The organism is Bifidobacterium sp. FKU, from assembly GCF_026016385.1.
Lineage (GTDB): Bacteria > Actinomycetota > Actinomycetes > Actinomycetales > Bifidobacteriaceae > Bifidobacterium > Bifidobacterium infantis.
Map to the genome: position 1 here is coordinate 248,424 of NZ_CP092888.1, position 21,021 is coordinate 269,444.

18 protein-coding genes and 1 tRNA gene are annotated in these 21,021 nt (G+C 60.6%); 14 read left to right on the forward strand and 5 right to left on the reverse strand.

All coding sequences use genetic code 11. The features are described from left to right. The first annotated feature begins 89 nt into the window (after nucleotides 1-89). Both MMB48_RS01100 and MMB48_RS01105 read left to right on the forward strand, forming a co-directional pair. Nucleotides 90-162: transfer RNA gene (locus tag MMB48_RS01100), tRNA-Lys, on the forward strand. A 187-nt stretch (nucleotides 163-349) separates the two neighbouring features. Next, the gene (locus MMB48_RS01105) at nucleotides 350-916 is read left to right on the forward strand and encodes a hypothetical protein (RefSeq protein ID WP_032744929.1); all 567 of its coding nucleotides are present in this window, start codon (nucleotides 350-352) and stop codon (nucleotides 914-916) included. A gap of 206 nt (nucleotides 917-1,122) precedes the next feature. Here the strand turns inward: MMB48_RS01105 and MMB48_RS01110 are convergent, their stop codons facing one another. Further along, nucleotides 1,123-1,326: a CopG family transcriptional regulator gene (locus tag MMB48_RS01110; RefSeq protein WP_230581274.1), complete on the reverse strand. Its 204-nt coding sequence runs from the start codon at nucleotides 1,324-1,326 to the stop codon at nucleotides 1,123-1,125. Nucleotides 1,327-1,478: 152 nt separating this feature from the next. On the opposite strand from MMB48_RS01110, the gene MMB48_RS01115 reads away from it, so the two are divergent. Beyond that, on the forward strand, nucleotides 1,479-3,053 hold the full coding sequence (locus MMB48_RS01115; protein ID WP_032744927.1) for a C69 family dipeptidase: 1,575 nt from the start codon (nucleotides 1,479-1,481) through the stop codon (nucleotides 3,051-3,053). Between the two features lie 214 nt (nucleotides 3,054-3,267). Here the strand turns inward: MMB48_RS01115 and MMB48_RS01120 are convergent, their stop codons facing one another. Together MMB48_RS01120 and MMB48_RS01125 are read right to left on the reverse strand one after the other, a co-directional pair. Further along, entirely contained in the window at nucleotides 3,268-4,302 is a 1,035-nt protein-coding gene (locus MMB48_RS01120; protein WP_032744926.1) for a glycosyltransferase family 2 protein, read from the reverse strand. Nucleotides 4,303-4,325: 23 nt separating this feature from the next. Continuing rightward, a complete protein-coding gene (locus MMB48_RS01125; protein WP_168928625.1) occupies nucleotides 4,326-5,147 on the reverse strand; it encodes a TetR/AcrR family transcriptional regulator in 822 nt (273 codons plus the stop codon). Between the two features lie 174 nt (nucleotides 5,148-5,321). Between MMB48_RS01125 and MMB48_RS01130 the strand changes: the two genes are divergently transcribed. The 5 genes from MMB48_RS01130 (at nucleotide 5,322) to MMB48_RS01150 (ending at nucleotide 11,081) form a co-directional block, all read left to right on the forward strand. After that, entirely contained in the window at nucleotides 5,322-5,615 is a 294-nt protein-coding gene (locus MMB48_RS01130; protein WP_012576670.1) for a DUF2089 family protein, read from the forward strand. 326 nt (nucleotides 5,616-5,941) lie between these two features. Next, nucleotides 5,942-7,204 carry a signal recognition particle-docking protein FtsY gene (gene ftsY, locus MMB48_RS01135; RefSeq protein ID WP_032744923.1) on the forward strand — a complete coding sequence of 421 codons (1,263 nt, stop codon included), beginning with the start codon at nucleotides 5,942-5,944 and terminating at the stop codon, nucleotides 7,202-7,204. 307 nt (nucleotides 7,205-7,511) lie between these two features. Next, on the forward strand, nucleotides 7,512-8,807 hold the full coding sequence (locus MMB48_RS01140) for an ammonium transporter (protein WP_015438322.1): 1,296 nt from the start codon (nucleotides 7,512-7,514) through the stop codon (nucleotides 8,805-8,807). 1 nt (nucleotide 8,808) lies between these two features. Beyond that, nucleotides 8,809-9,147, forward strand: coding sequence for a P-II family nitrogen regulator (locus MMB48_RS01145; RefSeq protein WP_007051565.1), 339 nt, complete (start codon nucleotides 8,809-8,811; stop codon nucleotides 9,145-9,147). A 107-nt stretch (nucleotides 9,148-9,254) separates the two neighbouring features. After that, on the forward strand, nucleotides 9,255-11,081 hold the full coding sequence (locus MMB48_RS01150; protein WP_032744922.1) for a nucleotidyltransferase domain-containing protein: 1,827 nt from the start codon (nucleotides 9,255-9,257) through the stop codon (nucleotides 11,079-11,081). A 33-nt stretch (nucleotides 11,082-11,114) separates the two neighbouring features. On the opposite strand, the gene MMB48_RS01155 is transcribed toward MMB48_RS01150, so the two are convergent. Next, complete coding sequence (locus MMB48_RS01155; RefSeq protein WP_032744921.1) at nucleotides 11,115-12,560, reverse strand: MATE family efflux transporter; 1,446 nt, start codon at nucleotides 12,558-12,560, stop codon at nucleotides 11,115-11,117. Between the two features lie 205 nt (nucleotides 12,561-12,765). Here MMB48_RS01155 and dnaB point away from each other — a divergent pair, with 205 nt between their 5' ends. From dnaB to MMB48_RS01185, 6 genes are all read left to right on the forward strand, one after another. After that, nucleotides 12,766-14,295: a replicative DNA helicase gene (gene dnaB / locus MMB48_RS01160; protein WP_032744920.1), complete on the forward strand. Its 1,530-nt coding sequence runs from the start codon at nucleotides 12,766-12,768 to the stop codon at nucleotides 14,293-14,295. A gap of 2 nt (nucleotides 14,296-14,297) precedes the next feature. Continuing rightward, nucleotides 14,298-15,779: a Mur ligase family protein gene (locus MMB48_RS01165; RefSeq protein ID WP_032744919.1), complete on the forward strand. Its 1,482-nt coding sequence runs from the start codon at nucleotides 14,298-14,300 to the stop codon at nucleotides 15,777-15,779. Between the two features lie 100 nt (nucleotides 15,780-15,879). Further along, nucleotides 15,880-16,632 carry a type 1 glutamine amidotransferase gene (locus MMB48_RS01170; RefSeq protein WP_032744918.1) on the forward strand — a complete coding sequence of 251 codons (753 nt, stop codon included), beginning with the start codon at nucleotides 15,880-15,882 and terminating at the stop codon, nucleotides 16,630-16,632. A 148-nt stretch (nucleotides 16,633-16,780) separates the two neighbouring features. Next, nucleotides 16,781-17,068, forward strand: coding sequence for a phasin family protein (locus MMB48_RS01175; protein WP_032744916.1), 288 nt, complete (start codon nucleotides 16,781-16,783; stop codon nucleotides 17,066-17,068). Further along, complete coding sequence (locus tag MMB48_RS01180) at nucleotides 17,065-18,885, forward strand: ABC1 kinase family protein (protein ID WP_032744914.1); 1,821 nt, start codon at nucleotides 17,065-17,067, stop codon at nucleotides 18,883-18,885. Before MMB48_RS01175 ends, MMB48_RS01180 begins: the two co-directional genes overlap by 4 nt. Nucleotides 18,886-18,949: 64 nt before the next feature. Beyond that, nucleotides 18,950-19,786: a YggS family pyridoxal phosphate-dependent enzyme gene (locus tag MMB48_RS01185; protein ID WP_032744913.1), complete on the forward strand. Its 837-nt coding sequence runs from the start codon at nucleotides 18,950-18,952 to the stop codon at nucleotides 19,784-19,786. A 77-nt stretch (nucleotides 19,787-19,863) separates the two neighbouring features. On the opposite strand, the gene MMB48_RS01190 is transcribed toward MMB48_RS01185, so the two are convergent. Beyond that, nucleotides 19,864-20,877 carry a ribose-phosphate diphosphokinase gene (locus MMB48_RS01190; protein WP_032744911.1) on the reverse strand — a complete coding sequence of 338 codons (1,014 nt, stop codon included), beginning with the start codon at nucleotides 20,875-20,877 and terminating at the stop codon, nucleotides 19,864-19,866. Nucleotides 20,878-21,021 lie beyond the last annotated feature (144 nt).

Genomic DNA, 21,021 nt, shown 5'->3' on the forward strand with positions numbered 1-21,021 from the left:
TATGGGCCATATGCGCGGACGGGCCGACGATCGTCGCGGCAAATCGCCGATTTGGTTTGTCGGATGAGCGCGTGTATCCTAGTAGAGTTGCCCCTCTAGCTCAACGGTTAGAGCAGCGTCCTTTTAAGTCGTGGGTTGTGGGTTCGAATCCCACGGGGGGCACCGAAAACCTTTGGAAACACTGAGTTCCAAGGGTTTTGTTTTACCCGGCGATATGGTTTCCAGACGCAATTAGACACAATGACCGCACTACCTATGCCCTCCGTTGGGCTGTAGCCGTCAGGCAAAGACCTGTCTAACCGCTAGTATCGAAACCCTTGGCGGATTACATAATCGGAGGGATGGTTCGATGGCCACGGCATGGGGCGACGAGAGCGTTCGCAAGTCGAACGTGCCCGAGTCCATGTATCTCATGGGGGCGTGCGTCTGCGACCTCGACGAGGATTTCACCCGCTCTCGGCTCAATACCGTCAAACCCAGAAACGCAAGCAAGCTCCATTGGCGGGACATGCAGCCCAAGCTGCGATTCAAAGCCATCGACGCCATCTCCGGCCTCGGGCTCACTCACGTCATCGTCGCGGCGATTCCCCTAGGCGATTGGAACACTGCCGAACGTGCGAGAAGGAAGTGCCTGGAAACCCTGCTACCGGTGCTGGAACGCGAGTATTCGGTTGATCGCCTCGTGCTGGAGCGGCGCGACAAGGCCCAGGACGCCAGGGACATCCGTTTCATCGACGCGTTGAGAAGCCGGCGCTTCATCGACTCCATCCGGGTCGATCTCGTGGCAGGTGCCGCCGATGCCAGGCTGTGGCTGCCCGACCAGCTGCTCGGCTCCTACGGCGACTGGCGGGCCGGCGAGCACCAATATGATGGATTCCTTGCCTCCGTGCGCACCATCGTTATCAGCGCCGGGTGAACGTCTTTGAAAGGCGTTACACTGTAACCAAGCCAACCCCGCTGGGGAAATGGAAGTGAGAGCCGGACGCCCCGAGTATCTTGGGGGCCGGCTCTTGCGTTACTTGCCGCCGTTCGTTGCCTGTCTCCCGATTCAGCCCACGGGCGCGGCGAGCTTGCGGCGCATGTATTCGCTGCGGCTGATGTGGTAGCGCCTGGCCGTTTCGGTCAGCTCGTGGACTTGGGCACGCGGATGCTGACGCTGATCATCTCCTCGTCCGGCTGGTCAAGATGCAGCCCATAGTGGACGCGCCCGGTCAGCCCGTCGGGCTCGGTCTCCGACTCGGCCATCCTCTCGTCACGCTCCACCTGCTCCTCGGTCATGCCGAACTTCGCCAGCAGCGCCTTATCGCGTTCGCTGAAGTCGCTCATTGCCGCCTCCTCAAGTGGTCGATTTCGTTCATGAACTTCTTGGTCGGCGGCCAATAGGGGCCGGCAGACCAAGCTCCAAAGGCATCGTCATGAGAGCGGGGCGCGTCGGCCGCGTCGCCTGCCGACCAGTCCGGCTCCTACCATGGTGTTCCATGTCATGCACCACGATCCTTGTCGGCAAAAACGCAAGCTACGACGGCTCCACCATCATCGCCCGCGACGACGATTCCGGTTCCGGTCGTTACGATCCCAAACGATTCATCGCGGTCGCCCCCGCCGATCAGCCGCGCCACTACCGCAGCGTGCTGAGCCATGTCGAAATCGACCTGCCGGACGATCCTTGCCGGTACACCATCGCCCCCAACGTTCTGAACAATCGTGGCATTCTGGCCGAAGCCGGAGCCAACGAACACAACGTGGCGATGAGCGCGACCGAAACCATCGCCGTCAACGAGCGCGTGCTCGGCGCGGATCCGATGGTCGAGCTCAAGCCGGCCCACGGCGAGCCCGGCGACGTCGACCATCGCAACGAACGGCCGGGCGGCATCGGCGAGGAAGACATCATCACCCTCGTGCTGCCATACGTCGCCACCGCGCGCGAGGGCGTCATCCGTCTGGGCGAACTGCTCGAAACCTACGGCACGTACGAGTCGAACGGCGTGATCATCTCCGACGTGGACGAAATCTGGTACGTCGAGACCATCGGCGGGCATCATTGGATCGCCCGCCGGGTTCCCGACGACTGCTACGCCACAATCCCCAACCAGCTAGGCATCGACGATTTCGATCTCGCCGACGCGTTCGGCGAACGGCGCGAATACCTGTGCAGCGCCGATCTGCGCGAGTTCATGGCCGCGCATCATCTCGACCGCACCATGGACGCCGCGCCGGGCCATTTCAACCCGCGCAAGGCGTTCGGCACGGCGACGCCGAAGGATCACATCTACAACACGCCCCGCGCCTGGTACATGCAGCGCCATCTCAACCCCAGCGAGGATTGGGATTCGCCGGCCGCCCGCCACACGCCGGAGTCCGACGACATTCCCTGGTGTCGCGTGCCGGAAGCCAAGATAAGCCTCGAAGACGTCGATTTCCTGCTGTCCTCGCATTTCGAAGGCACGCCATATGATCCGTACGGCACGCTCGGAACGGCGGAAAGCCGCCATCGCTACCGTCCGATCGGCATCAACCGCACCGGGCATATGGTGGCGATTCAGGTGCGCCCGTATGCGCCGGCCGTCAACCGCACGGTGATGTGGGTGTCGTTCGGTTCCGGCCCGTTCACCGCCGCGACGCCGTTCTACGCGAACGTCAACGATACGCCCGCCTACCTGCGCGACACCACGCCGGAAGTCTCGACCGGCAACCTGTACTGGGCGAACCGTCTGATCGCCGCGCTCGCCGACGCGCATTTCTACGAAACCAGCAATGCGATCGAAGAATTTGCGGAATCGGCCCGCGCGTACGGCCATCGTCTGGTGGAACGTACCGATGCCGAATCGCGTGAGATGACCGCGCAAACGAGCGCGTCCGAATCGCAAGAGAGTGCAGGGGCCGCGGATATTACGGAAAACGCAGGTAGTGCAACCATCGCCAGACTGCAGCAGTCCAACGAGGAAATGGCGGAATACTTGCGCACTCACGTTACGAAACTGCTCAACGACGTGCTCTACACGTCCAGCAACCTCATGCACAACAGTTTCGCCATGTCCGACCGCTGGAACTGAGCATAAAGCCCCGAAATCCGGCAAAACCCGTCCCAATGAGCCAGGTTTCCGCGCTCGGGGAAGTTCCGCATGAACGTAGGCTGTTGGAAGCGCCAGTGCTGCTTCCAACAGCCTCACGACTGCATCCTCGCCCCCGTACGTCAGTTCTGCCATATATAAGGCAGATAGTGCCATCCAGACCGTCGATTGACCATCAAATCGTCGGAAATCGCGATCAGTTGAACCCGACGACGTGTTCCGCCACGAAATATCCCTTGCGAATCACGAAATGACCGATCGACCCGCGCAAGTTCAGCGCGCGAGACATGGCCTTCTTGCGCACATCCTTGTAAATAGTGGGGGAGTGCGCCTTGATGTCGTCCCACATATCCTTCTTCTTCTCATAATTTTCCGGATCGCGAGACAAAATCATGAACACGCTTGCCACGGAACTTTCAATCGCCAGGAAGTGGATCATATAACGGTACAGGCCGTCCGGCACCGTGTCGCGTTCCGGGGTGGCACGCACCATGCACTGGTTGACGAGGCGTAGCTGGTCGACGCGGCGGATCATCACATCGGTCTGCACGCTTTGCCCGTCGCGCCCGATGAAATAGTGGTAGAACGGCGTATCCAAATATTTCATGGCCTTCACCCACGGGAACGGCTGGTACGCGTAAATGAAGTCCACGTAGAACGTGTGCTCCGGCAGTTGCATGCCGGACTCTCGCACCACGGCGGTGCGGTACGTCAGCGCGTGCATGAGAATGTATTCAGCCAAGCCGAAATGCCCAAGATCGTTCCAGGTCAGGCGCTCGCCGGCCTTCATGGCATGGCGGAAGTTCACCACATGCTTGTTGCGTTTGCCAACCTTGTCATACACATAATTGGTGACGAGCATGTCGATCGGCTCGGTGGAATCGGCCTCTTCGCGCAGCACGGTCATGACCTGTTCGAGCGATTCGGGGTCCACCCAATCGTCGGCGTCCACAACCTTCACATACATGCCGTTCGCCGCCGCGATGCCGGTGTTGACGGCCCCTCCGTGGCCCTTGTTCTCCTGGTGGATGGCGCGCACGATGCCTGGATAGCGGACCTCGAATTTCTGTGCCATTTCCAGCGTGCCGTCTTGCGATCCGTCGTCGACGACCAGCACTTCGATGTCGTCGGTGTTCGTCGCCGAAAGCAGCGAGCTTACGCAGCGATCGAGATAGGATTCCATATTGTATGCGGGGATCACAAAGGTGAGCGTCTTTGCCGTGCGGGCCATGAAAGTCTTTCGTCCTCACATATTCAGTCGTTGCGTTCAGTTTCCTGTTCAAACCGTAGCACTTCGTCTCCCGGCCCGGCGGGGCGGTGTGCGGTCTGCGCCGCCGAACCCGCGTCTCGCGATTCCGAATCCTCGCCGGTACCCTGACCGGGATCCGTCCGGACTTCATTCGACCGGCCCTGGTCGGCGCCGTCGGAATCGGCCAGGCGTTTGGCCCGGTGCCTGGCCTCCTTGCGTGCCTTGGCACCTTCGAAGAGCAGTTGGGGTTTGGAGTCGAGCCGGCTCAGCCCATGCCATGCCAGATCCACGATATATGCGGCCAACTGCTCCTTGTTCACCTTCGGGCGGTCCGCCCAGTATTGGCCGGTGAACACGGTCATGCCCACCAGCATCTGCGCATAGTACGGCACGCCTTTGGTGGAGAGTTTCTGCCGTTTGAACGTTTCGGAAAGGATGTCTTCGACGCGCACGGCGATGTCTCCCAGCAGTGAGCTGAACGAGCCGGACGGTTCGGTGCTGGGCGAGTCGCGCGCCAGTACCTGGAATCCCTCGGCGTCCTCTTCGATATAGGTGAGCAGTGCGAGTGCGGTGCGTTCCACGATCTGGCGTGGGTGCACGGTCGGATCATCCAACGCGCTGGTGAGCGTGCCGGTCAATGCGCGCATTTCGCGGTCCACCACCACGGCGTACAGGCCCTCCTTGCCTCCGAAATGCTCGTAGACGATGGGTTTCGACACTTTTGCGGTGGCGGCGATCTCCTCCACGCTCACTGCTTCAAAACCCTTCGACGCGAACAGCGAACGACCGATTTCGATGAGCTGCTCGCGCCGCTGATACGACGTCATTCTGGATGTATTGGCCATGCTGTCCAGTTTTTCACGCCCCGTGGATAGCTCCTTGACCGTCCGCCTCCACGTATCGTCCGATTCTGGTGAATCGGGCATGTGTGTCATATTGACAATGCTTCATTGCAGCTTTAATATATTCAATAAATAATAAATTTTATTAAAGGGGGTGATGTGGACCGTCTACCAGAATGGTTGGCCAACCTTGCGGAGGAGGATTTGGCCTTCATCAAGAACTTCGTGCTATCGTCAGGATCTCTGAAGCAAATGTCCCAGCTGTATCAAGTCTCCTACCCGACCATGAGGATCCGGCTTGACAGGCTTATCGAAAAAATACGGTTGAACGACAACGAGACGGAGGATCCATTCATCCTCTTGGTGAAGAGTCTCGCCATTGACGATAGATACGACGTCGACACGGCTCGAATACTCATAGACGAGTACAGAAAGAGAAAGGATGAATCATGAGCTGGACATGGATCGCAGTATTGATCGTATTATTGATTAAGATCCTAGGCGTAATCGCCGTATTCGTTCTGGTCTTCCTCATCGCGAGGAGTCTGATTCGCTACACAAATTCCCTAAAGAAAGGAAGCGGTCCTTCAAAGCAGACAGCGGAAGACAAAAGAATCACTCTTCATGATCTATAAAAACGTCACCAGATGTATCGAAGTCAAAATCGCATTATCGATGCCTTGCATGGCAGAGCACCTTATCCCCCTGGCGAATCGGACATTCGTGGTGCGTCCGCGGGGCGGAGCCGGTGTGTCCGTTGCGCTTCTTAGGCTGGAGCCATGGATACGAATGTGATTATTGCGATTGTCGCCGTCGCCGTCATCGCGGCAATTCTGGTGATCGGCGGATGGTGGTTCGGCAAGAGCCGCAAGGCTGCCGTGGCCAAGTCCACCGAAGCCGCGAAAGCCAAGGCCGATGCCCGTCTTGCTGCGGAAGCGGAGTCGGCCGCATCTGATTCTTCCACGGTGAAGCCGTCCGTTGATTCCAATGTTGATGCAGCTGAAAAAGCTCCGGCTGAAAGTCAGCAGAAGTCCTCAGCTCAAGCTTCCTCTTCCGAAACGGCGGCTCCTGCACCAGCCACCGAAGCCAAGCCCGAACCGGTTCATGACACCCCCGAATCCGCCGGCACACGCATGCAGCGTCTTAAGGCGCGGCTGTCGAAATCCGGCAATCCGTTCGGCAAGGCCCTGTTCAACATTCTTGCGAAGGATCAGCTCTCCGCAGCCGATTGGGAAGACGTCGAAGACACCCTTCTGCTTGCCGATGTTGGCGCGGAAGCCAGCGAACAGCTCGTCGAGGAACTACGCAACGACGCCCGAATCGCAGGCCAGTCCGATCCGGCCGAAGTGCGTGCCGCGCTGAAAGACAAACTGTTGAAGCTCGTCGGCACTGACGTCGACCGCCGGCTCAACGCCGACAAGGACGGCGCAAACAAGCCGAGCGTCGTCATCATGGTCGGTGTGAACGGCACCGGCAAAACCACCACCGCGGGCAAGCTTTCCCGCCTGCTTGTTTCCGAAGGCAAGCAGGTCATGTTGGGCGCCGCCGATACCTTCCGCGCGGCGGCCGCCGACCAGTTGGAAACCTGGGGCGCACGCGTCAATGTGCCTGTCGTCCGCTCCGACAAGGACGGCGCCGATCCGGCGTCCGTCGCATTCGAGGCCAGTGCCAAGGCCAAGGAAGCGAACGCGGACGTGCTCATCATCGACACCGCCGGCCGACTGCAGAACAAGTCGAACCTGATGGATGAGCTCGGCAAGATTCGCCGCGTCACCGAAAAGAACCTGCCGGTGGACGAGGTGCTGCTCGTGCTCGACGCCACCACCGGCCAAAACGGCATGGCCCAGGCCAAGGTGTTCGCCGAAGCCATCGGCATTACCGGTGTGGTGCTTTCCAAGCTCGATGGCTCCGCCAAGGGCGGCATCGTGATCAGCGTGCAGAAGGAGCTCGGCGTGCCGGTCAAGCTCGTCGGTCTGGGCGAAGGTCCGGACGATTTGGCACCTTTCGATCCTGAAGGTTTCGTGGACGGCATTCTCGCGTAAGCCAACGTCCACGTTGTGAGAGCGCAAAACGCGCGACTTACCTATAAACCAAGCCCCGAATCATGCTCGAAACATGGTCGTGGCTTCGTCATATCCGTTGGAATCGCGCCAAAATTTCCTCGAGCGGTCGCACGTACGCTTCCAGCCACGCTTAACAATCGCGTAACTTGGCGTAACGAAACCAAAACGAGACCGGCTTTAACTGACAAACTGTTAGCCCCCATAAGGGGGACGGCATTGTAGAGACAAATAAGACGCCGGCCGCACAAAGCCCCCGGTGCCATGAACGAAAGAGAGGGAGGTAGACATGGGAGCGATTGATTCCGGTAACACCGCATGGATTCTGACATCCGCGTCCTTGGTTTTCCTCATGACGCCTGGTGTGGCGTTCTTCTACGGTGGTATGGTTCGCGCCAAGGCCGTACTGAACATGCTGATGCTTGAGGCGGCCGCGCTGTCGGTCACTATGATTATCTGGACTTTGTGGGGTTGGTCCATCGCATACGCCGGTTCCGACATCGGAGGCATCTTCGGCGACCCGGCCAGCGGCTTCCTGCTGAAGGACTCCATGGTCGCGCAGGACGGCGTGTTCACCGCCACCGGTCTGAACGGCAACAACTACCCGGTTTCTGTGGACGTCGCCTTCCAGGTCGCCTTCGCGATGATTACCGTAGGCCTGATCTGTGGCGCCATCGCCGAGCGTGTGAAGTACAGCACCTGGATGATCTTCGTGGCGCTGTGGGTTACCTTCGACTACGCTCCTATGGCCCACATGGTCTGGAACGGTGGTCTGCTGTCTGCTGACGGCGCCATCTCCAAGGCCATCGGCGCGGCCGCCCACGATTTCGCAGGTGGTACCGTGGTGCACATCAACGCCGCAGTCGCCGCCCTGATTATCGTTCTCATCATCGGCAAGCGTAAGGGCTTCGGCACTCAGCCGTTCCGCCCGCACAACGTGCCGTTCGTGATGCTCGGCGCCTTCCTGCTGTGGTTCGGCTGGTTCGGCTTCAACGCTGGTTCCGCCTTCGCCGCCAACGGTACCGCTGGTTATGCTTGGGTTTCCACTTCCGCCGCTACCGCCGCCGCAATGCTTTCGTGGGGCTTCACCGAGAAGATTCGCTCCGGCCACTACACCGCAATGGGTGCCGCTTCGGGTATGGTCGCCGGCCTGGTCGCCATCACCCCGGCCGCCGATGTGGTTTCTCCGCTGTGGGCCATCGTGATGGGTGCCATCGCGGGTGTTCTGACCTGCCTGGCTTGCGGTCTCAAGTTCAAGTTCGGTTACGATGACTCCCTCGACGTCGTCGGCGTACATGGCGTGGGTGGTTTCACCGGCACCATTCTCGTTGGCTTCTTCGGCGAAGGCACCGGTCTGCTGGCTGGTGGCGACTGGCGTCAGCTCGTCGTCCAGCTGGTCATCGCTCTCGTCGCCATCCTCTACTCCGCGGTGATCACCGCGATCATCGCCTTCGCTCTGGAGAAGACCATTGGTTGGCGCGTCACCGAGGCCCAGGAAGTCGGCGGCATCGACCTTGCCGACCAGGGCGAACGTGCTTACGATTTTGCTGGTACTGCCAGCTCCGTCCTCAAGGAGGTGAAGTGAAATGAAGCTGATCACCGCTATCATTCAGCCTCATAAGCTCGACGATGTCAAGGAGGCCCTCGCGGCCGCCGGCGTGCACGGTCTGACCGTGTCCGAGGCCAACGGCTACGGCCGCCAGCGCGGCCACACCGAGGTCTACCGTGGCGCTGAGTACACCGTGGACCTGATTCCGAAGATTCGCGTTGAAGTGCTGTCCGATGACGCGGATGCCGAGACGCTGGTCGGTGTGATCATCAAGTCCGCCGGCACCGGCACCATCGGTGACGGCAAGGTGTGGGTCGCTCCGCTGGACTCCGTGGCCCGTGTGCGTACCGGTGAGACCGGTTCCGCCGCGATCTGATAACACAGACGTCCATGCCTAGAAGGGGATGGACTGCATAGGAAAGGTCCCCGCTCGCCGCGAATTGACGCCGTGCGGGGACCTTTTTGGCAATGAAAGATGAAGCAATGACTTCAGCAGTCGATGGCTTGAAACAACGATTCATGGATATGAGCCAGCCGGATGACGACGGCGTCTACCGGAATGGTGCGACCAAGCGCAAAGCTCGCACGGAATTGGCCATGCAATGCCTCACGGAGCTGTGGAATGCGGCCTGCAAGGATGTCTCTTTCCCTGTGCCCGACTCCGGCATCGGCTTCGCCGCGGTAGGCTCGCTGGCACGTGGCCAACTGGGCCCCAGCTCCGACCTCGACCTGGTCATCATCTACGAGCCTCGCACGTTGAACGACCAGCAGCTCAACGAGTTGGCCAACAAACTCTGGTACCCGCTATGGGACAGCGGTCTGGACCTCGACCACTCCATCCGCACGCGCGCCCAATGCGAGGAAGTCACCGACCATGACCTTCCCGCCGCCATGGGCTGGCTGGACGTGAAGCCCATCGCCGGCGACACCGCTCTGATCACCACCACCGCCACATCCATCCTCGAACGCTGGCGCAAGGCCGCCCGCAAGCGCCTGCCAGAACTGCTCGACTCCGCCAAAGCCCGACTCGACGAATTCGGCCGGCTCCAATACGTCAATCAGCCCGACATCAAGGAGGCCCGTGGGGGTTTGCGCGATGCGGTGCTCGTCTCCGCGCTCGCCGCCTCATGGCTGGCCGACCGCCCGCACGGCATCTACGACGAAGCCGTGGAACGTCTGCTCGACGTACGCGACTGCATCCATCTGGTGGCCGGCAAGGACACCAACCTGATGCTGACGCCCTATCAGGCCAAAGTAGCTGTCATGCTTGGCCTCGCCGATCCGACTTGGCCCGAAAACGAGCGTGCCGCCTACTCGATCGACGATTTGCAGACACTGCTTGCCCGTATCGGCCGGCGCATCTCCTTCTCGCTTGATTCCACCGCATCCCGCGCCGAACATTCGCTGACCCACGAAAAGCCGCGATTCGCGTTCTTCCAGATGTTCTCTCAGCGTTCTGGCGGCAAGCGCGAAGCCCCGCAATTCGACGTGGTGGCTCCCGGCGTGGCCAAGCACGAAGGCGAATTGGTGTTGGCGCCCGGTGCCGAGCCTGCCAAGGATGCCAAGCTGGCATCGCGTATGGCCGTGGCGGCCGGCGAATTCGGTTTGCCCATCAACCCGTCTACCTTGGTTAATCTGAAGCACTGCCCGATTCACGACAACCAGTGGGATGACGAATCGCGCGAGCTGTTTATTCGTCTGCTTGCATGCGGGCCGAATCTTATGGAAGTGTGGGAGAGCATCGACTTCGTGGACATTCCGGGTCGATGGATGCCGGAATGGCTCGGCGTCCGCAACCGTCCGTCCGCCTCGGCCGCCCACCGATACACCATCGATCGGCATATGGTGGAGGTCACGTCGCGTCTGGGGCGCGAGACACCGTCCGGTGGACGGTACGATGACGATCATTTCAAGGCGTTGCTGTTGGCCGGTATTACCCATGACATCGGCAAGCGCGCGTTCGTGGCCGATCACGCCGCCGAGGGTGCCCGCCATGTGCCGGTGATTCTCAAGCGTATGGGCTACGCGCCGGACATCGTCGACTGGGCCGCCGTGCTGGTGCGTGAGCATCTGACGCTATCCGAATTTGCCACGGGTAAGGACCCTTATGATCCGGCCGTGGCGGAGGAGTTGGCCGACCGTTTGCACCACGACAAGATGCTGTTGGATATGCTGTTCGACCTGACCCGGGCCGACGGCTCCTCGCTCGGTGCCACCGCCGGTGAGACCATCACCAAGCAATACGGCTGGTCCAAGTGGCGCGAACAAATCGTGCGCGGCATGTATTCCGCCGCCCGCGCCGCGATGTAAACGGAATCGCCCAGCGCTTTGCGCGGCCGATACCTACTTCATCCATGCGTCCGAACGCATGCGCAGCCCGTTGGACAGGCCGCGCCCGCCCATGAGCACCACGTTGAACGCGGCCCAGAGTACGGCGGTACGCATCAGGTCGCTCGTCAGCGCCGGCGTCACCATATTGGCCAGTATGAGTATGAGCGTCACATACACCACGGCGGTCAGCGTGCATGTGACGGCCAGATAGCGGTAGTCGCGCGCGCCGATAAGAACGCCGTCGATTGCCATCATCCAGCCTTGTAGCGGGAAGAAGATGCCCATCGTCACCATGCCGATGGCAATCAGCGTCTGAATATGTGGCGTAGGGGAGAAGAAGTGCCCGGCGAACAGGCCGACTACCGCAAAAGCCGTGCCGATTACCGCGCCGGTGACCAGTCCCGCACGCCCGGTCGCCCGCGTCAGCCGCCGCGCCTGCTGCACGCTGCCAGCGCCCAGCGTTGTGGCCACCAGCGTCTGGCCGGCGATGCCCACGGAATCCAGCATGTTCATCGCAAAATTCCAAGAGGAGTTCACAGCCTGAAACCCGGCCAACACGGCAGTACCCATGCGCGCGGCACAGGCGACCGTAGTCACCATGGCCGCACGAATCGCCAATGTGCGAATGAACAATGGCAGTCCGTCGCCCCCGGCTGCCGCAATACCGGCCAAACGAGGCCGCAGACTCGCACCATCCGCCCGGGACCACAGAATGGCGGGGATTACCAGGAACAGCCCCATGAACCACTGAGCCACCAGCGTCGCCACTCCGGAGCCGGCAATGCCCCAATTCAGCACAATAACGAACAACACATCAAGCACCGTGTTCACCACCGCGCCGCCCACCGCAGCGATCAGCGTGATACGAACCTTCTGCAAACCTCGGAAAATGCCGTTCGCCGCATATACCATCAGCATGCCTGGCGCGCCCAGCACGATTGCGCGCGTATAGGTCACGGCTTGTTCCAATACTTCGCCCTGACCGCCCAGTGCTCGGCATAATGGCTCGGCAGCCGCGAACAATCCCAATCCCAGCACGGTGCCGATACTCAAGGCCAGCCACAGGCCGTCAATGCCTGCCTGCAGTCCCTCGCGACGACGACCAGCTCCCAGCAGGTGCGCCACCTGCGCAGTGGTCGAGTAGGCCAGGAATATGCATAGTCCGACTGCCGTGAGGATGATGGTGGAGCCGATTGACAGGCCGGCCAACGCCGCATCCCCGATATGGCCGACGATGGCTGTGTCGATAAGGATGAAGGTCGGTTCGGCGATGAGCTGGCCGAAGGTCGGCAGGGCCAGCGCCACGATCCGGCGGTTGATGGAGCGGGCGTCGGTCGGGCCGTTGCTGACGTTTGTGTTTGCGCCGGCATGCGGGGTGCCGAAGCCATCGCGGCGTGTAGTATCGCCGGAACTGGTGGCTTTGGCGTCGGAAGAGTCTATGTGCACGCTCACACGCATATCACGCCTGACCACGTTGCGCAAGCACCTGTTGTGGGCGCGGAATGTTATCCCCAGACTATCCACTAAGTTATCCCCAGTATGTGGATAACTTAGTGGATTATCCCCAGAATTATCCCCAAAATGTGGATAACTTATTTTTCTATCCACATTTTGCTTTCTGCGTGTCGCGGCGCTGACTCATAGGTGAATGAGAAATGAACCGATGCGGGCAGCCGTTTCGTTTCCACGCGATATCGTTCACCTGCCACGCCACATCCTATACTTGAAAGCTATGGCAGAAGGAAGTGAACACTCGTATCAGAATGGGTTCGGCGGTGGCTTGGATCGTGGCGATCGTGGCGACCGCGCGGGCCGGGGCGGCGCACAGACGTCGGCGGCGGCCGGCGACCCGATTTTCGACCGTGTGCCCCCGCATGATGACGACGCGGAAATGGCCGTGCTCGGCGGCATGCTGATGAGTAAGGATGCCATCGGCGAGGTCTCGCAGACCATTGACGTCACCGATTTCTACCAGCCCAAGCATCAGACGATCTATAACGCGATCATCGATCTGTTTTCCGCCAGTCAGCCGGTGGACGTGGTGCTCGTGGCCAACCAGCTGTTGGCGGATGGCAACCTCGACAAGGTCGGCGGCGCGGACTATCTGCACAGCCTCGTCGCATCCGTACCGACCGCCGCCAATGCCATGTACTACGCGGAAATCGTCCATCAGCGGGCCATTTTGCGCAATGTGATCGCCGCCGGCACCAAAATCGCCCAGCTCGGTTATTCCGCCGAGGGGTCGCAGGCCGAGGACGTGGTTAACCTCGCCCAGTCCGAGATCTACGAGATGTCGATGGGCAAGGTGCGTCAGGACTATGCCGCCATCGGCCCGGTGGTCCACGATGCGCTCGACCAGCTGGACAAACTGCAGCAGGGTCTCGTCAACAAGGGCGTGCCGACCGGATTCCGCGACATCGACGACGTGACCCAGGGCCTGCAGCCCGGACAGATGGTTGTCGTCGCAGGACGTCCGGCCATGGGCAAGTCCACACTCGGCATCGACTTCGCCCGAGCCGCCGCGTTGCACCACAACATGACTTCCGTGGTCTTCAGCTTGGAGATGAGCAAGGTGGAACTCGCCCAGCGCATCATTTCCGCCGAAACCAATATTCCGATGGCCGCCCTGCGCCGCGCCGACGACATCACCCCCGAACGCTGGAACACCCTGAACCAGTTCTGGACCAAGATGCAGAACGCGCCACTGTTCATTGACGACAGCCCGAACATGAGCCTCATGGAGATCCGCGCGAAATGCCGTCGCCTGAAGCAGACCAACGATCTGAAGCTCGTGGTCATCGACTACCTGCAGCTCATGACCTCGGGCAAGGCCGTGGAATCCCGCCAGCAAGAGGTATCCGAATTCTCCCGTGCCCTGAAGCTCTTGGCCAAGGAACTCGAAGTGCCGGTTGTGGCCTTGTCCCAGCTGAACCGTGGCCCGGAAATGCGTAACGACAAGAAGCCGCAGCTCTCCGATTTGCGTGAATCCGGCTCAATCGAACAGGACGCCGACGTGGTGTTCCTGGTCCACCGCCCGGACTTCTACGACAAGGAGGACCGCCCCGGCGAGGCCGACATCATCATGGCCAAGCACCGTAACGGCCCGACCGAAACCTTCCACCTCGCCTTCCTCGGTGCCACGTCCAAATTCAAGGACATGCCGCAGGACTACAACAGCAATCAGGGGGTGTGAGGATGGCAAACAACGTTTCACGCGATGTTCCGCAAGACCAATCGTCCGTGGCACAGGCCCGCAAACCGTGGTATGCGTTCGCCACCGTGGCCGCAGGCCGCTTCGTGCGGTTTGCATCCCGCGTCACCAAACATGGCGGTTCGGCTTTGCCCGGCAAAGTCGTAGAAAAGATTGACCCTGGCTTCCTGACCCGTACGCTCGGGCAGTTGCCGCTTGGCGTGGTATTGGTGTCCGGCACGAACGGCAAGACCACCACCACCCGCATGGTCGCCTCGATGCTCTCCGATCTGGGATTGAAGGTGTTCACCAATCCGACCGGCTCGAACTTCGTGCGCGGCGTGGTTTCCGCACTGCTTACCGAAGTCACGCTCGGCGGCAAATTGGACGCGGACATCGCCGTACTTGAGCTCGATGAGGCGTACGCCGTCCACTTCGTCAAGCAGGTCAAGCCCCGTTATACCCTATTGCTCAACGTGATGCGCGATCAGCTTGACCGATTCGGTGAAATCGACACCACGGCCAAACTGCTCAGCCATGTGGCTGCGGCGACTACCGGCACTGTGGTACTGAACCGTGAGGACCCGCGTATCGCCGCGCTCGCCGCAAAGGCCCCGGCTGGCACCACAGTGCGATACTTCGGCCTCGCCGACGATTTGCGCCACTATTTCCCGTCCGATGACGATATGGCCACGACCGTGTCGGTGGAAGGTGTGGCCGGGCCGCTCCCTTCAGTCAGTACTCCCCTCAGTCCGCTTCGCGGACAGCTCCCCTCGGAGAGGGAAGCTGCCGCAGACACGGCAGAACTCCCCGCTGACGTGACACTTACCGCCGTGGGCGACCACAAGGCCACCTTCCAGATGGACGGCCAGGACTACGCCACCGACGTCAAACTTGAAGGCGTCTACAACTTGTACAACGCGGCCGCCGCGCTCGCCGTGGTACGTGCGGTGATGCAGGACAATGCCGCCGCATCCAAGGCCACCGCCGCAGCCAACGCCTGCGCCGTGTCCGCCGACGAGCTCATCGCCGCCGTTTCCCGCGTCACGCCGGCTTTCGGCCGTGGCGAGGTCATCGACGTCAACGGTTCCCCGGTCGAACTGCTGCTGGTCAAGAACCCGATGGGCTTCCGCCTCTCGCTCGCCAGCTTCGACCCGGCCAACGCGGACACCATGATCGCCATCAACGACGAATATGCCGACGGCCGCGACATGAGCTGGCTATGGGACGTGGACTTCACCTCTTTGCGCGCGTCCGGTGTCGCCATGGTCTCCGGCGTGCGCGCCTGGGACATGGCACTGCGCTTGGGATATGACCAAGTGCCAGTCGCCGATACGAACACCGACCTCGAACAGGCCGTCACCGCATTCGTCAACGCCAATCCCGGCACACGCAAGCACATCTACTGCACCTACACCGCCATGCTCAAAACCCGCGCCGTACTGGGCCGCATCACCGAAGTACGGGACGCTGGCGTGGGCAAGTAACTATCCTCTAGCGCCCGCGCGCCACCTCCCGCCTGCGGGAGGACATGGTGAGGAATAAGACTTCCCCTTAGCGGGAAGACATCGACAAGGAGAACGTGACATGGCCAGAATAATCGATGTGGTGTCCCTGTATCCCAAAGACATGAACATCTACGGCGATTCCGGCAACGTGCTGACTATCCGCCGCCGGCTGGAACTGTACGGTTACGAACCGGTCGTCCACCAGTACAATCAAGGCGACGACTGGCCCGACCAGGTGGACCTTATTCTGGGAGGCGGCGGCCAAGACACCGGCCAGAAGAAAATCATCGACGACTTCTACCATCGCGCCGACCTGCTGCGCTCGCTTGCCGCAGACGGTACGCCGATGCTGATGATCTGCGGCCTGTACCAGCTGTTCGGCGAGTATTTCGAGACCGTGGACGGCACCCGTCTGGATGGCATCGGCGTTATCGGTGCTTATACCGTGGGCCAGAACGTGCGTATGATCGGCAATCTTGTTGAGCATTCCGACCAGTTCGGCGATGTGATTGGCTACGAGAACCACTCCGGCCAGACCTTCCTGCGCGAAGGCGTTCAGCCACTCGGCACCGTCGATCAGGACAGCCGAGGCAACAATGGCGAAGATCATACCGAGGGCGCGCGCGTGCACAACGTGATCGGCACCTACATGCACGGCTCGTTGCTGCCTAAAAACCCCGCCATCAGCGATTTCCTTATCGAAACCGCCGTGACTCGTCGTTACGGTACGTTCGATACGTCCGATCAGGCCCCCGAACAAGCCAAGGAGCTCGCCCGGATCGATCAAGTAGCCACCAACGCGCGCAAGGCTGCCGCCGAACGTCCTCGGTGAATTCTCGGTGAGTCCTCGGTAAGTACCAATCAGCGAAAAATCAGTCGAAATCAGTCTGAGGGTCTAGTACATTGCCCTGTTGTTTGCGCTAGGCTTGGTGGTACGAGACATGGCACCAGGCCATGTCGGACCTCGAAGGAGGGGTATCATGGCTGATTTTAATCTTTTGGGTGATGGCCTGCGCAAGGTCCTGCTGGCGGGCATCGGAGCCCTTGCTACCGGATATGAGAAGAGCAGCGAGCTCGTCGACGAACTCGTCAAGAAGGGTGAGATTACGGTCGAGCAGGGCAAGGCGCTGAACACCGAGCTCAAGCGCAAGGTGAGCGAGACGGTGGATGACGTCAAGAAGGCCGCCGCCGAAGCCGGCGACAAAGCTGCTGCCGCAGCCGACACCAGTGCCGCCGACAAGCCCGCTGACGAGGGCAAGGCCGAGTGACCAAGCCCACACGCACTACGCCGGAATCAGAGTCGACCCCGCTTTCCAGCAGGGTCGACCCTATTCTGACGCCTGCGAAAGCCGAACGTGAGGCGGCGGCGAACCGGTCCGTCGACACGTCGGACACGCTCAAGCAGACCGTTACCAAGGCGACTCCGAGCGTATCCGACGAAACGCTGGCACTGTTCGGACGCAGGAACGATTTCGCCACGCGCTACCATCTGACGCGCCGTGGCAAGATCAAACGACTGGGGCAGATCACCAGAATCGTCAAGCAATTCGACGTGCTGCACGGCCTGACTCCGGTCAAGATGCGCCTCATGTTCGAGGCGCTCGGTCCCACGTTCGTCAAAGTGGGCCAGATTCTGTCGATGCGCTCCGAGATTCTGCCGCAAAGCTTCTGCGACGAACTCGCCAAACTGCGCGCCGACGCCGACCCAATGCCGTATTCCACGGTGTTGGATGTGCTTGCCGCCGAATACGGGCGTCCCGCCGACGAGGTGTTCGCGCATATCGACCCCAAGCCGTTGGGCTCTGCTTCACTGGCGCAAGTGCATCGCGCCACGCTGAAAACCGGCGAAGATGTGGCCATTAAAGTGCAGCGCCCGGGTGTGCGCGAAATCATGGCCCAGGACGTCTCCATCATGCGCTCCATAGCCAAGGCCGCCACTAAGGTGATTCGCACCTCACAGATCGTGGACTTGAAGGGCGTGGTCGAGGAGCTGTGGGACACCTTCGAATCGGAGACTGACTTTCTGATCGAGGCCCGCAATCTCGCCGAATTCAAGCGTTTCGCCGCCCGATTCAAATACATGGACTGCCCGACGGTGTACGCCGAACTGTGCACCGAGCATGTGGTGGTCATGGAGTACATCGACGGCATCTCCGTCTCCCACCCGGGCCAGCTCATCGACGCCGGTTATGACTTGAAGGAGATCGGCACCAAGCTCGTCGACAATTACGCCACACAGATTCTCGACGACGGCTTCTTCCACGCCGACCCACATCCCGGCAATATCCTCATCCGGGGCGGCCAGATCATACTTATCGACCTCGGTATGACCGGTCGGCTCGACCAGCGCACCCGTGCAGTCCTCAAAGAAATGATTTTCGCCGTCGCCAAACAGGATTCGCCCGCTCTGGCCGAGGGGCTGCTGCGATTTGCCGGCACCGAGGCCGATCCGGAGGACTATCCCGCGCTATTGGCCGATCTGGACGTGATCGTCAAGGAATTCGGCACCGTGGATCTGGCCGAACTGGACATTGCCGCTTTCCTGACCGCACTGACGCAGATGGCCGGCCGCCACAACATCGAGGTGCCCAGTACGGTGACCACCGTCGGCCGCGCGTTGGTTACGCTCGAAGGCTTACTGGACGAGTTCATTCCTGATGTGAATATGATCGAAATCATTTCCGACCATATCGCCACGTCGAAATCGCTGAAGAACGCCACCAAAGACGAGATCAAGTCGCTGGGCGTTGAGGGGCATCAGGCTTTGCATGCCACGCTCGGCACCATGACCGAACTCAAGACCGTGGCCCGTATGCTGACCCGTGGTCAGTTGCGCGTCAACATGGAACTGGTCGGCTCCGAAGAGCCGTTCCAGCTGCTTTCGGATATGGTGAATCGTCTGACGATGGCCCTGATTGTGGTCGGTTTGTTCGTTGGCTCGTCGATTGTCTACTACGCCGGCATGAAGCCGATTATCTTCGGCATTCCGGTCATCGGCTTCATGGGCTACGTCGTGGCCTTCGCCCTCGGCGTATGGATCGTCATCGACATCTACTTAAAGGGCCGCAAGACCAGGAAGCGATGAGGCGCCGGCGCAACGCCTTCCCGTATGGGTATGATGGAATGTCGATTCACCGGGGAGAACAGCAATGACGGCATACATGGAGCATAAGGACCTGACGAACGAGGTCATCGAGCGCGGGCGCGCGAATGAGATCGCCGATGGCGTGCATCGGGTGCTCGACCGTATCGCCGAGGCCGAGGCCGTCGCCGGTCGCAGGAGCGGGTCGGTGCGGCTGCTGGCCGCCACCAAGACCCGTGACGTGGGTGAGATCCTGGCCGCGATCGACGCCGGCGTGCGCTGCATCGGCGAGAACCGTCCCCAGGAGGTCACCGTCAAGGCCCCGGGCCTGGCGAAGCGTCTGGCCGAACGAGGGTATGCGCTAGGCGTGGTCCGCGACGCCGCTTCGGGCGATGACACCTTGGCCGGGGCCGGACGACATGTCCCGTTCCATCTCATCGGCCAGTTGCAAGCCAATAAAATCGGCAAGGTGTTGCCGGCGGTGGACACCATCGAATCCGTGGATTCCATCGAACTGGCGGAGAAGATCGCCCGCCGCGCCACCATGCGCGGCATCACGGTCGGCGTGTTGCTGGAGGTGAACGAATCCGGCGAGGAATCGAAGTCCGGCTGCGCACCCAGCCACGCCATCGACTTGGCTCAGCGCATCGGTGCGATGGGCGGACTGCGCTTGCAGGGATTGATGACTATTGGTGCCCATGTGGATGATGAGCGCACGATTCGTGCGGGCTTCGCGCATCTGCGCCGCACTCGTGACCAGATTCTTGCCTCCGGTGCCGAAGGCACGGCCGACTGCACCGAACTGTCAATGGGCATGACCCACGACATGGCCTACGCCATCGAAGAAGGCTCCACCATCGTGCGCGTCGGCACCGCCATCTTCGGCGAGCGCGCTTTCATCTGATTGGAGCTATACGAAAAAAACGCCGCTTGACCAATAGTCAAGCGGCGTTTTTTTCGTAAGGATTTTCGGCGTATCAATCACGCATAGATATTGCGCGGGCGCATGTCTTCGGGCAGGCCGTCGAGCAGAATCGCCACAGAACCTTCCTCGAACACGGAGCGAATACCCGCGGCCAGCAGCGGTGCGCAAGACAGCACGGTCATATTCGGCAGGCGCTTCTCTTCAGGAATCGGCACGGTGTCCATAAACACGATTTCATGCGCGCCACAGTTGGCCAGTCGTTCCACGGCCGGGCCGGAAAGCAAGCCATGAGTGGCGACCAAGGTCACCGACTTGGCGCCGGATTCGTTCAGTGTGCGCACGGCTTCGCAGATAGTACCGGCGGTATCGACCATGTCGTCGATGACCACGCAGTCGCGGCCGTCGACATCGCCGATAATGCCATGTGCCTCGGCATGGTTCGGGCGGGTGATATCACGCTGTTTGTGGATGAACGCCAGCGGCAGATTGCCTAGCTTGGCGGCCCACTGTTCGGACACCTTGATACGGCCGGCATCCGGGGACACGATGGTGGTGTTGCCCAGATCAAGGGTGGAACGCACGTAATCGAGCAGCACCGGCATGGCGGTTAGATGATCGACCGGACCATCGAAGAAACCCTGCTCCTGAGCGGCGTGCAGATCGACCGTCATAATGCGGTCGGCACCGGCGGCGTGGAACAGATCGAAAATCAGACGGGCGGTGATGGGCTCACGACCGCGGTGCTTCTTATCCTGGCGCGAGTAGCCGAGGAAGGGCACCACCACGGTAATCGACTTGGCGGAGGCGCGCTTCAAAGCGTCGATCATGATGAGCTGTTCCATGATCCACTTGTTGATATCGCCCGAATGACACTGCAGCACGAACACGTCCGCACCACGCACCGGTTCGGTGAAACGCACGTACATCTCGCCATTGGCAAAGTCATAGGACGTGGTTTCGAGGATTTCGGTTCCCAAGCATTCGGCCACCTTCTCAGCTAGCTCGGGGTAGGCGCGGCCCGTGACCAATACGAGTCGTTTATCCGGAGTGCCTTCAAGAATCGCCGACATGCTTTCGCATCCTTTTGTGTTGCAGTGTTTTTAGCCTTAACCAGTGTACTAGCACCCCACCGCAGCGCGTGCCGTGAAGTGGGGCTGTGTTGTAAGAGTGCTGCAATCGTTGATGAACATGCGGCACTGTCCCGCCCTGACCAT